At 59.2% G+C, this 12,670-nt stretch carries 14 protein-coding genes; 9 read left to right on the top strand and 5 right to left on the bottom strand.

Annotated features, from left to right (window positions below):
- Nucleotides 1-45: 45 nt before the first annotated feature.
- The 5 genes from tsaC (at nt 46) to spfP (ending at nt 3,093) form a co-directional block, all read left to right on the top strand.
- Nucleotides 46-606 carry an L-threonylcarbamoyladenylate synthase type 1 TsaC gene (tsaC, locus tag CK627_RS05100; protein ID WP_005307782.1) on the top strand — a complete coding sequence of 187 codons (561 nt, stop codon included), beginning with the start codon at nt 46-48 and terminating at the stop codon, nt 604-606.
- Nucleotides 607-712: 106 nt separating this feature from the next.
- Entirely contained in the window at nt 713-1,621 is a 909-nt protein-coding gene (gene hemF / locus CK627_RS05105) for an oxygen-dependent coproporphyrinogen oxidase (protein WP_095591819.1), read from the top strand.
- Nucleotides 1,622-1,723: 102 nt separating this feature from the next.
- Entirely contained in the window at nt 1,724-2,545 is an 822-nt protein-coding gene (gene aroE / locus CK627_RS05110) for a shikimate dehydrogenase (protein WP_095591820.1), read from the top strand.
- Nucleotides 2,542-2,802: a DUF1488 family protein gene (locus tag CK627_RS05115; RefSeq protein ID WP_005307791.1), complete on the top strand. Its 261-nt coding sequence runs from the start codon at nt 2,542-2,544 to the stop codon at nt 2,800-2,802. Before aroE ends, CK627_RS05115 begins: the two co-directional genes overlap by 4 nt.
- A gap of 243 nt (nt 2,803-3,045) precedes the next feature.
- Entirely contained in the window at nt 3,046-3,093 is a 48-nt protein-coding gene (gene spfP, locus CK627_RS23240; protein WP_462101308.1) for a small protein SpfP, read from the top strand.
- 499 nt (nt 3,094-3,592) lie between these two features.
- Here the strand turns inward: spfP and yihA are convergent, their stop codons facing one another.
- Nucleotides 3,593-4,243, bottom strand: coding sequence for a ribosome biogenesis GTP-binding protein YihA/YsxC (yihA, locus tag CK627_RS05120; RefSeq protein ID WP_005307794.1), 651 nt, complete (start codon nt 4,241-4,243; stop codon nt 3,593-3,595).
- Nucleotides 4,244-4,385: 142 nt separating this feature from the next.
- On the opposite strand from yihA, the gene CK627_RS05125 reads away from it, so the two are divergent.
- The 4 genes from CK627_RS05125 to hemN all read left to right on the top strand — a co-directional run bounded on the left by CK627_RS05125 (nt 4,386) and on the right by hemN (nt 8,264).
- Entirely contained in the window at nt 4,386-5,003 is a 618-nt protein-coding gene (locus CK627_RS05125) for a c-type cytochrome (protein ID WP_005307797.1), read from the top strand.
- Nucleotides 5,004-5,833: 830 nt separating this feature from the next.
- Nucleotides 5,834-6,412, top strand: coding sequence for a Der GTPase-activating protein YihI (yihI, locus tag CK627_RS05135; protein WP_005307800.1), 579 nt, complete (start codon nt 5,834-5,836; stop codon nt 6,410-6,412).
- A gap of 11 nt (nt 6,413-6,423) precedes the next feature.
- Complete coding sequence (locus CK627_RS05140) at nt 6,424-6,864, top strand: DUF2489 domain-containing protein (protein ID WP_005307801.1); 441 nt, start codon at nt 6,424-6,426, stop codon at nt 6,862-6,864.
- Between the two features lie 26 nt (nt 6,865-6,890).
- Entirely contained in the window at nt 6,891-8,264 is a 1,374-nt protein-coding gene (gene hemN, locus CK627_RS05145; protein WP_095591821.1) for an oxygen-independent coproporphyrinogen III oxidase, read from the top strand.
- A 67-nt stretch (nt 8,265-8,331) separates the two neighbouring features.
- On the opposite strand, the gene add is transcribed toward hemN, so the two are convergent.
- From add to CK627_RS05165, 4 genes are all read right to left on the bottom strand, one after another.
- The gene (add, locus tag CK627_RS05150) at nt 8,332-9,333 is read right to left on the bottom strand and encodes an adenosine deaminase (RefSeq protein WP_095591822.1); all 1,002 of its coding nucleotides are present in this window, start codon (nt 9,331-9,333) and stop codon (nt 8,332-8,334) included.
- A gap of 141 nt (nt 9,334-9,474) precedes the next feature.
- A complete protein-coding gene (gene glnG, locus CK627_RS05155) occupies nt 9,475-10,893 on the bottom strand; it encodes a nitrogen regulation protein NR(I) (RefSeq protein ID WP_010635441.1) in 1,419 nt (472 codons plus the stop codon).
- A 9-nt stretch (nt 10,894-10,902) separates the two neighbouring features.
- Nucleotides 10,903-11,958, bottom strand: coding sequence for a nitrogen regulation protein NR(II) (gene glnL / locus CK627_RS05160; protein WP_005307805.1), 1,056 nt, complete (start codon nt 11,956-11,958; stop codon nt 10,903-10,905).
- Between the two features lie 80 nt (nt 11,959-12,038).
- Entirely contained in the window at nt 12,039-12,620 is a 582-nt protein-coding gene (locus CK627_RS05165) for a DUF4124 domain-containing protein (protein WP_005307806.1), read from the bottom strand.
- Nucleotides 12,621-12,670 lie beyond the last annotated feature (50 nt).

Consider the following 12,670-nt stretch of genomic DNA (forward strand, 5'->3'; position numbering starts at 1 on the left):
AACCTTAATTGATGATGAGGCGACAGCCCGGCTGTCGCATTTTTTATGTCCAAAGAATTTGAACTTGCTGTTGCCGCACTCCAGCACGATGGGGTGATTGCCTACGCTACCGAAGCGGTTTTTGGCCTGGGATGTGATCCCGATTCCGAAGCGGCGGTACAGCGCCTGCTGGCGATCAAGCAACGACCGGTAGAGAAAGGGTTGATCCTGATTGCCGCCGATCTGGCCCAGCTGCAGGATTACATCGATTTGGACCAGCTCACCAGCGAGCAGCTGGCCAGGGTGGAGGCCAGCTGGCCCGGTCCCTTTACCTGGATCATGCCGGCTCGTCCCGATACGCCGGCCTGGCTGACCGGACAATTTGACACCCTGGCCGTGCGCGTCACGGCCCATCCACAGGTACAGGCGCTGTGTCGTGCCTTTGGCAAGCCGCTGGTCTCCACCAGTGCCAATCTGACTGGCGAGGAGCCTGCCCGCCGGCTGGCCGACATCGGCGAATTGCTGGCCAGCCAGCTGGCCTATATCCTGCCCGGCGAGGTGGGGGGGCAGGCCAACCCATCCGAGATCAAGGATGCCAGAACCGGTGCCGTCATTCGCCCCTCCTGAGCGGCGTTGGTGACGAGGTCTGGTGGCTATGCGGACGGGCGGAGTGCCGGTTCGAGGACATCACAATAATAGGGTCAGGCGACGATCCTGGCTGACTGGAGACAAGATGAGCAAACCGGATGTAGCCCAGGTCAAGGCCTTCCTGCTGCAGTTGCAGGACGACATCTGCCGTGGACTGGAGCAGGCTGACGGTGCCGGGCACTTTGTGGAGGATGCCTGGCAGCGTGAGGGGGGCGGCGGTGGTCGTACCCGGGTGCTGCGCCATGGCGCCGTGATCGAACAGGGGGGAGTCAACTTCTCCCATGTTTATGGCGATGCCATGCCTGCTTCCGCTACGGCCCATCGCCCCGAGCTGGCCGGCCGCAGGTTCGAGGCCATGGGGGTGTCGCTGGTGATCCATCCACACAACCCCTACGTGCCGACCAGCCATGCCAATGTGCGCTTCTTCATCGCGGAAAAGGAGGGGGAGGTGCCCATCTGGTGGTTCGGAGGGGGCTTCGATCTGACGCCGTTCTATCCGTTCGCAGAAGACGTTCGGCACTGGCATCAGGTTTCCCACGACCTCTGCCAGCCGTTTGGCGACGACATCTATCCCGAGTTCAAGTCCTGGTGCGATCGCTACTTCTTCCTCAAGCATAGAGGCGAGACCCGTGGTGTCGGCGGTCTCTTCTTCGACGATCTCAATCGCTGGCCGTTTGCCGACAGTTTTGCCTTCATGCGAGCGGTGGGTGAAGGCTACCTCGCCGCCTATCTGCCGATTGTCGAGCGACGCAAAGGAGATGCCTATGGCGAGCGGGAGCGGGAGTTCCAGCTATATCGCCGCGGTCGCTACGTGGAGTTCAATCTGGTATATGACCGCGGTACCCTGTTTGGTCTGCAGACGGGGGGGCGCACCGAGTCGATCCTGATGTCGATGCCGCCACTGGCCCGCTGGGAGTATGACTGGCAACCGGAGGCTGGCAGCCCGGAGGCGCAGCTCTACACCGACTATCTCAAGCCGCGTGAGTGGCTGTGAAGCAAGGGGCCATCGCGGCCCCTTCTTGTTGCCGATATTCGACTTGTTCCCGCGGGGGAAAACCCGTTAAATCGGGAGATTGCCCTCTAAAGGAACGCCTTGATGGATCGTTATCTGGTTTTTGGCCACCCGGTGCGCCACAGCAAATCCCCCTTCATTCATACTCTCTTTGCCCGGCAGACCCAGCAAGAGCTGGAATATGGTCTGGCCGAGCCGGCAGTCGAGGAGTTCGCCACCGCATTGCGTGCCTTCTTTGCCCTGGGCGGCAAAGGGTGCAACGTTACAGTCCCCTTCAAGGAGCAGGCATTTGCCCTGGTCGACCGGTTGAGCCCCAGGGCCAAACGGGCGGGGGCGGTCAATACCATCAAGTTGACCGATGACGGCGTATTGCTGGGGGACAATACCGATGGGGCCGGGTTGGTGGCTGACCTCAAGTCCCACGGGATGAATTTGGCCGGCAGCAGGATCCTGTTGCTAGGAGCGGGTGGTGCGGCGCGCGGTGCGCTGGCGCCCTTGCTGGCCGAACAGCCGGCCGAAGTGGTGATCGCCAACCGGACCCACGCCCGGGCCGAGCAGCTGGCAGCCGAGTTTGCTGATCTGGGGTCCGTCAGTGCCCAGACTTACCCACAGCTAGCCGGTCCTTTCGATCTGATCATCAACTCCACCTCCGCCAGTCTGCAGGGAGAGCTCCCGCCGCTGGCTCCTGCCCTGATCCATGCCGACATCGCCATCTACGACATGATGTATGGTACGACGGATACCCCTTTCATTGGTTGGGCCAGACAACATGGTGCCCGCCAGACCATGGACGGGCTGGGTATGCTGGTGGAACAGGCTGCCGAAGCGTTTGCCGTGTGGCGCGGAATCCGGCCAGGGACTAAACAGGTATTGAGAGAACTGCAACGCAATCTGGGGACCCTATGAATCAAGGCATCCTGTTTCCCGAGCTGGCGGACTGGCAACCGCATGAACAGCGCATCCATTTTCCCGCCCAGCAGATGGGTGCACTGGTCGACTGCTACATCAGCCGCCGGCGACTGGAAAAAATGACCGGTCTCTCCCTGGCCAGGGAGGAGGACATACTGCGGGCCTTCGAAAGCGTGCGTTTTGACATCGAGGAGATGGCTGAAAAACTCATTGAAGAACAAGAGTTTGCAGAGGATGGTGCAATCTATCTGTGATTTTTACGAGTTTTTTCTCAAAGCAGCGGAACTTGTACCAAGAGACGTGGACTAACTAGATAGTTGAGGAAGTGCTAGCTAGTCACCTTTATAACGCCCCGGTATTCGTACTGGGGATTTTTTTATCTGCATGAAAAGTAAGAAAATTTATGTAATTCATTTTCCGTGAAACTAAATTACATAAATTACTTTCACTTTCTGCTGCTTTGCTATACAGTTAGCAACGTAGGGTACAGAGGTAAGATGTTCTATCTTTCAGACCTTTTATTTCACGTAATTGAATGTGGCTGAATAGCAGCCCCGGTGAGTCATCATCGGGGCGTTTTTTTATGGGTTGCGTTTAGAGTAAATGCTTTAATGTTGGTGAATATTTGTTAGAATGAAAGGGCTTCTTGAGGAAAAACCAGTCGTCTTTGTTCTCAAGATTTAGCTTCTTCCCAATTTTTGAACTGATTGTTTAAGGCCGGTACTGCATCTGCAGCATCGGCCTCATTTTTATCCCTCCACCACAGAAAGTGTAATTAAATTTCATTTTGGTACTTATTAAGCGATATCGCCGCTTTTTCTCTGCATGAATTTGAAAACGTTGCCAATGGGATGAAAAGTTAATTGTTATATAAAATTAACTGTTTATCCCATTGATCAATATGGTTATTCAGATTTTTGGAGGGAGGTAAGCCAAGCGTGGATGGAGGGCAGAGAAGGGGACTCACAGGCTGAAAGCCTTTCAATCAGCGGAGGAGCCGCTCCGCCAATTGCATGGTTGTTTGCCGCGTCAACAAGAGGGGAGCTATTCCTCGATCGACTCTTGTTCGTCGTCAATCACCTCATCGGCGCCAGCCTGATACCAGCCGGTCAGCGTCTGGGCCAGCTTTTCCACCCCGATGTTGTTCAGCGAGGAGAAGGCTTCCACCTGGATATGCGGGCCCAGTGCCGCCACGGCCTGGCGTACCTTGATGACCTGATTGTTGCGCGGGCCCGGGCTCAGCTTGTCGGCCTTGGTCAGCAGCAGCATGACAGGCAGTGCGCGGTGGGCGCTCCACTCCAGCATGTTCATGTCGGTATCTTTGAGTGGGTGACGGATGTCCATCAGGATCACCAGCCCTTTCAAGGACTCGCGACGCTGCAGATATTCAGCCAGGGACTTTTGCCACTTAAGCTTCATTTCCAGCGGAACTTGTGCATAACCGTAACCCGGCAGGTCGACCAGACGCTTGCCCGGCTCCAGCTCGAACAGGTTGATCAACTGGGTGCGACCCGGGGTCTTACTGGTACGCGCCAGGTTCTTGTGCTTGGTCAAGGTATTCAATGCAGATGACTTACCGGCGTTGGAACGGCCGGCAAACGCAATCTCGACACCCCCATCATTTGGCAGGTGACGGATGTCGGGTGCGCTGGTCACAAAATGCACCTTATTGAAATTCAGAGTTTGTGTATCCAACGTAAATTCCCCATAGAGATAGAGGGTTATAGAGTTACTTTTTTGTGAAATCGTGTAAAATGGCGTCGCTTAAACGCGTTTATTTTAACATGCCTTCAGCGGCATGGGATCTGGAAGCCTAATAACGAGAAGTTGGAACGCCATGAAGAACCTAGTCATTACTCTTGCTCTGATGGTTGGCGTAACGGGGATGGCACAAGCCAAGGGCGATGCCGCTGCGGGACAAACCAAGGCTGCCGTTTGCGCGGCCTGTCACGGACCGGACGGAAACAGCCTTGTCGACATGTATCCCAAGATTGCTGGTCAGCACGCATCATATATCAAAAAGCAGTTAGTTGAACTGAAGGCTGCAGCTTCCGGCCAAACTGGTCGGGTTGCTCCCATCATGGGGCCGATGGCGCTTCCCCTGTCCGAGCAGGACATGGAGGACCTGGCTGCCTACTTCTCCAGCCAGAAGGTGACGCCGATCGCCGTGCCCGATGATGCTGTGGCGGCAGGCAAGGCGCTCTACATGGGGGGCGACATGAGCCGCGGTCTGGCTGCCTGTACCGCCTGTCATGGTCCTCGTGGTTCCGGGGTCGAGCAGGCCAAGTATCCAAGCCTCTCCGGCCAGCACCCAGCCTACATCAAGGCCCAGCTCACCGCCTTCCGGGCTGCCGCTCGTGACAACGATCCAAACGGCATGATGCGGGACGTGGCCAAGAAGCTGACCGATCAGGATATCGAAGTGCTGTCCAAATATGTGGCGGGTCTGCACTGATTGCGGTCGTTTATCCAGCCCGTTGATATTGACGAGGAGCCAGTGGCTCCTCGTTTCTTTTGGCCTTTAACACCATTTGGCCAATTTTTTCTCACATTGTTGTAAGAGATCTCCCATTCATGAGCCTGGCCAGGGCTTAAAAAATTCGGGAATAATGCTTAGTAATTCATTAATTTCAATATGTTAAATGACAATAGATGGATTATTTCCGTTTGAAAACGTTCCTGGTGGATTGAGCCACTTTATTAAGTTGATACAGTGGATGCATGGAGTGGCCCGCAGGGCAGTTCACGACAGGGATGACGTGAAAGACAGGATGTCGAGGCGGCAGGACGCCACGGAGCCATACAAGTGGCAGGCAAAGGATTGAAAAACCAGGATGGTGACCGTTCAGGAAGAGCGGGGCTGCGGGACGCAACCACCCCAGAAGATGACCGGATGTCGTCGGCATGGGTCAGGCAAGCACACGCACATTCAGGATCGACCAATTAAGGTCAGGACGACCACACACAAAGATATGATGCGCAGACGTATCACCACGGACAGGGTGATTTGCAGCCAGGGATGGGACTCGCATAAACATATCAAGGCAGCTTCGGCTGCCTTTTTTCTTTTGGGTCATTAACCCGCCCGGTCATTCTGTGTCAAAATACCAGCAACATGCCCAGAGGATGCCGATCCTGCGGTATTTGGCGGTCATTCATGGCCGGATGGGTGCGGGATCCCACTTTTTTGTTTCTCGTCCATCACTCCCGGTATCAGCATCCTCCCCGGCCCACATCAGGCCGGGAACGGGTTTCAATCCAGTCATTTGTCGGAGTCAGTCATTCATGTCGGCTAAACAACCCAATCGCAAGCCCGCCGGTAAGCGCAAAGAATCAGAGGCCAGTGCCCAGGAAGGCCGTGAGCGCAAGCGCGCCGCCAAGCGTAAGGGCTTGAAGGCCGGATCCCGCCAGCAAGTCGAGCAGAGCGGCAAGAAAGGCGGTACCAAGCAGGCCAAGGACCCGCGTATCGGTTCCCGCAAGCCGGTTGCCCTGATCGTGGAAGAGAAGGGTGGCAAGCCGGTGGCGCCTAAACCCGCCAAAGAGAAGAAGCTGGTGATGACCCCCGAGCAGGAGCTGGCCTCCATCGAGAATGATGATCGCCTCAATGACCTGCTGGATCGTCTGGATGCCGGTGAAACCCTGGAAGCGACCGAGCAGGCCTGGGTCGATCAGCGGGTCGATCGCTATCAGGAGCTGATGGACGAGCTTGGCATCATCGACAACGATGACGACGAAGACGACATGGACTTTGATGATGCCGACTTTGACGAGCCGAACCAGCCTGCCTCCGAAGAGGAGCTGTGGGATCGTTTCACTCAGGTTGACTATCAGCCGGAGCCCAAGCCTGAGCCGAAGAAAAAGTGATGAGTGGATGGATGCTGGCCGCCCTGTTGGGCGGCCTGATTTTGTTGGGGCTGGCCTTCTATGCCGGTTCCCTGCTGGCCCGTCTCAAGCGCCAGCACGACAGCCAGCAGCAGGCCATCGCAGCTCGCAATGAGCGTATTCTCGAGAGCGTCAGGGTCATCGCCCACGCGGTACGAGACGGCCAGTGCGACTACTCCGAAGGTGCCATCCGGCTGACCAACCTGCTCGATGCACTGCAGATCAAGGGCGGTCGTGCCTTTGCCGGTGAATTTCCGGGTCTGTACGGTCTCTACGAGAAGGTGAAAGAGATGCCGACCCATGAGGCGAGGCGGGCCCTCAAGCGCAATGAAATCATGAAGATGGATCTCGAACGCAGTGGCTATGAGGCCGAGCTGGAGGCGCAGATCCTCAAGGATGTGGCCCGACTGAAGGATTTTCAGTTAAGCCGGTGAGCCAATAACAACAAGAGGAAGCAAGCGTGCAAGCAGAACAGATTGTGTGGGATCAGGCCCTGATCGAAAAATATAATTACAGCGGCCCGCGTTATACCTCCTATCCCACTGCGCTGGAGTTCAACGAGGGCTTCGGTTATCCGGACTTCGTCCAGGCCGCGAGCCAGTATCCGGCGCGCAACCTGTCGCTTTACGTGCACATCCCCTTCTGTCACAAGCTCTGCTACTACTGCGGCTGCAACAAGGTGATCACCCGTCACCGTCACAAGGCTGACCAGTACCTCGATTTCCTCGAACAGGAGATCAAGGCGCAGGCCCCGCTGTTCAAGCAGCGGCTGGTGACCCAGCTGCACTGGGGCGGCGGCACGCCCACCTATCTGGATGAACCCCAGACCCGCCGACTGATGGCCATGTTGCGGGAGCACTTCCATTTCGCCGAAGAGGGAGAGATCAGCATCGAGGTGGATCCGCGCGAGATCGAGCTCTCCATGCTGGATGTGCTGCGAGAAATCGGCTTCAACCGCATCAGCCTCGGCGTGCAGGATTTCAACAATGAGGTCCAGGTCGCGGTCAACCGCGAGCAGGACAACGACTTCATCCGCGCCATGCTGGAGCGAGCCCGCGAACTGGGTTTCCGTTCCACCAACCTGGATCTCATCTACGGCCTGCCCCATCAGAACCGTGAGAGCTTCCACCACACCCTGGAAGAGGTGCTCAAGACCGACCCGGCGCGCCTCTCCATCTTCAACTATGCCCACCTGCCGAGCCGCTTTGCCGCCCAGCACAAGCTGAAGGAGGCGGACATGCCGGCGCCGCAGGAGAAGCTGGCCATGCTGCAGGACACCATCGCCTTTCTGACCGGTCGCGGCTACCAGTTCATCGGCATGGATCACTTCGCCAAGCCAGACGACGAACTGGCGGTGGCCCAGCGTGAGGGCAAGCTGCATCGCAACTTCCAGGGCTATACCACCCAGGGGGATTGCGATCTGCTGGGACTGGGGGTCTCCTCCATCAGCATGATCGGCGACGCCTATTCCCAGAACCAGAAAGAGCTCAAAGCCTACTATGGCCAGGTAGAAACGCTGGGACACGCCCAGTGGAAGGGGTGCTCTCTCAATCGGGACGACCTGATCCGCCGCGAGGTGATCAAGCGCCTCATCTGCGATTTTTCCCTGAACTTTGCCGCCGTCGAGCAGGCCCATGGTCTGGTGTTCAAGGAGTACTTCGCCGAGGACCTCAAGCTGCTGCAGACCTTCATCGATGACGGACTGGTGTGCATGACCGAAGAGGGGCTGGAGGTGGTCTCCACCGGTCAGCTGCTGATCCGCAATATCTGCATGTGTTTCGATGTTTACCTGCGGAGCAAGGCGCGCCAGCAGCAGTTTTCCCGGGTGATCTAAGCCGGTCGATGCTGTTGGAAAATAAAAAAACCGCCGAGAGGCGGTTTTTTATTGGGCTTGGCTGTACTCAGCGCTGGGCTGCGCGGGCGCTCAGCTCGGCCTTTTCGCTCTCGCTCAGGAAGGCCAGGGTCAGGCCATTCTGCTGGGCGGTGCGGATCTCGCTCATCGTCATGCCGGCGGCCGGAGCGGCTACTTCATATTCGTGGGGCAGGTCGATCCCCTCGACCGCCGGGTCGTCGGTGTTGAGACAGGCCAGCACGCCGGCGGCCAGGAACTGGCGGATCGGGTGCTCGATCAGGCTCGCCACCGTGGTGGTTTGAATGTTGGAGGTGAGGCAGGATTCGATGCCGATGCGGTGCTCGGCCAGATAGGCCATCAGGGCTGGATCCTGAATCGCCTTGACGCCGTGGCCGATACGTTCGGCCCCCAGCTCGCGAATGGCCTGCCACATGCTTTCGGGGCCGGCGGCTTCACCGGCGTGCACGGTGACGCGCATGCCCGCATCGCGCACCCGGCGGAAGTGCTCGGTGAACAGCTCGCCCGGGAAGCCCAGCTCGTCGCCGGCCAGATCGATGGCAACCAGCTTGTCGCGATGAGCCAGGCAGGCATCCAGCTCCTGCTTGCACTGCTCGGTGCCGAAGGTGCGGCTCATGATGCCGATCAGGTTGGTCTTGATGCCGAAGTCGCGGCTACCGGCCGCCACGCCGTCGATGATGGCTTCGACCACGCCCTGCGGGTGCAGCTTGTGGGCCATCGCCATGTAGGCCGGGCTGAAACGCAGCTCGGCATAGTCGATGCCGGCGCGCAGCAAGTCTTCCACGTTCTCGTAGGCCACTCGGCGGCAGGCATCGTAGTCGGCCAGCACAGCTACGCCCCAGTCCAGTTTCTTCAGGAAGGCGACCAGGCTCGGCTCGTTCTCGACGATCTGCACGTGCGGGCGCAGCGCTTCGAGTTCGTCTGCCGGCAGCTGGATATTGTGCTGACGTCCCAGCTCGAGGATGGTCTGCGGACGGATGTTGCCGTCCAGATGGCGGTGCAGGTCGGTCAGGGGAAGAGATCTGTCAATCATGATGGCGCCTTCTTCGAGTCGGGTTGGAAAGCCTGCCATTCTAGGCGGGGCTTCCAAAAAAGATACCCCGTTTGAAATCAAACGGGGTCTTATTGGTCGGCGATTTGCCAAGGCGTGATGGGAATCGTTTTTCCTCGGGACTCAGGAGAGGTCGAGTTCCTTCAGCTTGCGGGTGAGGGTATTGCGTCCCCAACCGAGCAGGCGCGCCGCCTCCTGTTTGTGGCCATGGGTATGGTCCAGCGCGGTCTCCAGCATGATCCGCTCGAACTGGGGCAGGGCATCGGCCAGGATGTCGGTCTCCCCCAGGGCCAGCTTGGCGGCGACCCAATCCTGCAACTGCTGCTGCCAGCCGCCGGACAGCGCCGGCTGGCCCGGCTCGGCGGTGCTGGTGATGGGGGTCAGCAGCTCGGTGGGCAGGTCGCTCACCAGCACTTCCTGCCCCGAGGCCATCACGGTGAGCCAGCGACAGACGTTCTCCAGCTGGCGCACGTTGCCAGGCCAGGGCAGGCGGCTGATGTAGGCCTGAGTATCCGGATGCAGGCTCTTGGCCTCCACGTTCAGCTCCTTGGCTGCCCGCAGCAGGAAGTGCTGGGCTAGTTGGGGAATGTCTTCGCGCCGCTCCTTGAGGGCGGGAATGTGGATCCGGATGACGTTGAGGCGGTGGAACAGGTCTTCCCGAAACTCGCCGTCGGCTACCCGCTTCTCCAGATTCTGGTGGGTGGCCGCGATGATCCGCACATCCACTTGCACCGGCTGATGGCCGCCAACCCGGTAGAACTGGCCGTCGGCCAGTACCCGCAGCAGCCGGGTCTGCACATCCAGCGGCATGTCGCCGATCTCGTCGAGAAACAGGGTGCCGCCGTCGGCCTGTTCGAAGCGGCCGTGGCGGATGTTGTTGGCGCCGGTGAAGGCCCCCTTCTCATGGCCGAACAGTTCCGACTCGATGAGATCTTTCGGGATGGCCGCCATGTTGAGGGCGATGAAGTTCTTGTGGGCGCGTGGGCTGTGCTTGTGCAGGGCGTGGGCGACCAGCTCCTTGCCGGTGCCGCTCTGGCCGTTGATCAGTACCGAGATGCTGGAGCGCGACAGCCGGCCGATGGCGCGGAATACCTCCTGCATGGCCGGCGCCTCGCCGATGATCTCCGGGCTGCTGGCCGGATCCTGCTGGCGTGCCTTGCGCTTGGTGCGCTGCTCCTTGAGGTGATTCTCGGCGCGGCGCACTAGAGTCACAGCCTCGTCGATGTCGAACGGCTTGGGCAGGTATTCGAAGGCGCCGCGCTGGTAGGCGTTGACTGCGCTGTCGAGATCCGAGTGGGCGGTCATGATGATGATGGGCAGGTCGGCCTGGCGGCGATGGATCTGCTCAAGCAGGCTGAGGCCGTCGATGCCGGGCATGCGGATGTCGGAGAGGATCACGTCCGGCGAGCGCATCTCCAGCGAGCTCAGCAGCGCCTCGCCGTCGGCGAAGCTCTCGCACTCGAAGCCTTCACTGCCGAGGGTGCGCTCCAGCACCCAGCGGATAGAACTGTCGTCATCGACGATCCACACTTTTGCTGTCATGACGTTCCCTTATTTGCGAAGCGGTAGAAAGATGGTGAATTCGGTATGGCCTGGCCAGCTGATGCAGTCGATCCGCCCCTTGTGCTGGTCGATCAGGTTCTGGGCGATGGAGAGGCCGAGCCCGGTGCCTCCCTCCTTGCCGGTGATCATCGGATAGAAGAGGGTGTCGCGGATGGCATCCGGGATGCCGGGGCCGTTGTCGATGATCTTGATCTCGGCCGCCAGCCGGTAGCGCTGGCCGTGGATGGTGATCTGGAACGCGGTGCGGGTCTTGATGCGGATGAGGCCGGTCTGCTCGCCGATGGCCTCGGCGGCGTTGCGCACCATGTTGAGAAAGGCCTGCTGCAACTGGTCCGGCTCCATCTCGAACTCCGGAATGCTGGGATCGTAATCCCGCTCGATGCGCACCGTTGGTGGCAGCTCCAGCTCTACCAGCCGGCGCACCTGCTCCAGCACCGAGTGTACGTTGTGCATCTGGTGACGACCGGGGCGCTGGGGGCCGAGCAGCCGGTCGACCAGCACCCGCAGCCGATCGGCCTGTTCGATGATGATGCCGGTATATTCGCGCAGGGCGGGGTCGGGCAGCTCCTTTTGCAGCAGCTGGGCCGCGCCGCGCAGACCGCCGAGGGGATTCTTGATCTCGTGGGCCAGGCCGCGTACCAGCTCCTTGGCCGCCTGCTGCTGGGCATGTTGCTGCAACTCCTGACTGATCTTCTTCTGCTGGTCTATCTTGCGCAGCTCAACCACCATCAGCCGCTGTTCGTGGTCGGCCAGTGGACTGACGCTCATCTCCACCAGTCTGGGCTCCCCCTCCACCACCAGGGTGACTTCGCTGTCGGTGAAGCCCTGCCCCGAACTGAGGCACTGCTTGAGGCGCTGCAGATCGAGGGAGATATGTTCCAGCAGATGGGGCAGCTCGATGCCGATCAGCCGGCGCTGACTGAGGGAGAGCAGCTGCTCGGCGGCGGGGTTGACGAACTGGATACAGAGCCGTTCATCCATCAGGATGACGGCGGTCAGCAGGTTGTCGAGCAGTATCCTGGCTTGATCCGGGCGGGTTGGCACTGGTTTCTCCCTAAAACGGTGCTATACACCAGCTATGCACCAATGTGGTGCATTTAGTCTACCCGTATCGAGGCACAGGATCACCCCTTGTTGTTGAGCGGGGTCGCTTTGGGGGCTGAATTGATGCTGGCCCGGTGCAGGTAGAAGGTGACTGCCTTGGATTTAGCAAGGATCGTACCGTCTTTGGCTAGCAGCTCGAGCTGGGCCTCGTGGGCACCGCGATCCAGGTTTTCGACCCGGATGGCGAGGGCGTTGTTGACGAGAGGGGCCGCCTTGCCGTCCAGGGTCAGGCGCACGTCATACTGGGTAGGCGGCTGGGGCCTGACCTGGCCCTGGAACACCACGTTGCCTGTGTTGTCGCGCAGGGTGCTGCCCTGTTCCGGGGAGAGCAGTTCGATCACCAGCTTGGCCGCTTCCTTCTCTTTTTTGGCATCGACACCGGTCAGGCTGTTGAAGTTGTCCACCTGGACCGAACGGGGGGCAGTGCCGATGAAGGGGGCGACGCGCAGATCGACCTCCTTGGCCTTCTGTCCCGGGGGCGGTGCATCCGTGTAGTGGACGACCCCCTGGTTGTCGGTCCAGGAGTATACCTTGGCGGCCTGGGCGGCACTGGTGGCCAGCAGCAACAGGCTCAGCATCCATACTGGGTAGGCGGTTTTCATCCATCTCTCCTTGACGGGATTCTGCTTAATCCTATCAGAGAAAAAACCCG

Source organism: Aeromonas dhakensis (genome assembly GCF_002285935.1).
GTDB lineage: Bacteria > Pseudomonadota > Gammaproteobacteria > Enterobacterales > Aeromonadaceae > Aeromonas > Aeromonas dhakensis.

Bases quoted from the DNA above. Each gene is read 5' to 3' on its own strand.
- CK627_RS05140 (WP_005307801.1), top strand. From the start codon at position 6,424: ATGCTGGCCGCCCTGTTGGGCGGCCTGATTTTGTTGGGGCTGGCCTTC.
- hemF (WP_095591819.1), top strand. From the start codon at position 713: ATGAGCAAACCGGATGTAGCCCAGGTCAAGGCCTTCCTGCTGCAGTTG.
- CK627_RS05165 (WP_005307806.1), bottom strand. From the start codon at position 12,620: ATGAAAACCGCCTACCCAGTATGGATGCTGAGCCTGTTGCTGCTGGCC.
- CK627_RS05115 (WP_005307791.1), top strand. From the start codon at position 2,542: ATGAATCAAGGCATCCTGTTTCCCGAGCTGGCGGACTGGCAACCGCAT.
- yihI (WP_005307800.1), top strand. From the start codon at position 5,834: ATGTCGGCTAAACAACCCAATCGCAAGCCCGCCGGTAAGCGCAAAGAA.
- glnG (WP_010635441.1), bottom strand. From the start codon at position 10,893: ATGACAGCAAAAGTGTGGATCGTCGATGACGACAGTTCTATCCGCTGG.
- aroE (WP_095591820.1), top strand. From the start codon at position 1,724: ATGGATCGTTATCTGGTTTTTGGCCACCCGGTGCGCCACAGCAAATCC.
- CK627_RS05125 (WP_005307797.1), top strand. From the start codon at position 4,386: ATGAAGAACCTAGTCATTACTCTTGCTCTGATGGTTGGCGTAACGGGG.
- tsaC (WP_005307782.1), top strand. From the start codon at position 46: ATGTCCAAAGAATTTGAACTTGCTGTTGCCGCACTCCAGCACGATGGG.
- add (WP_095591822.1), bottom strand. From the start codon at position 9,333: ATGATTGACAGATCTCTTCCCCTGACCGACCTGCACCGCCATCTGGAC.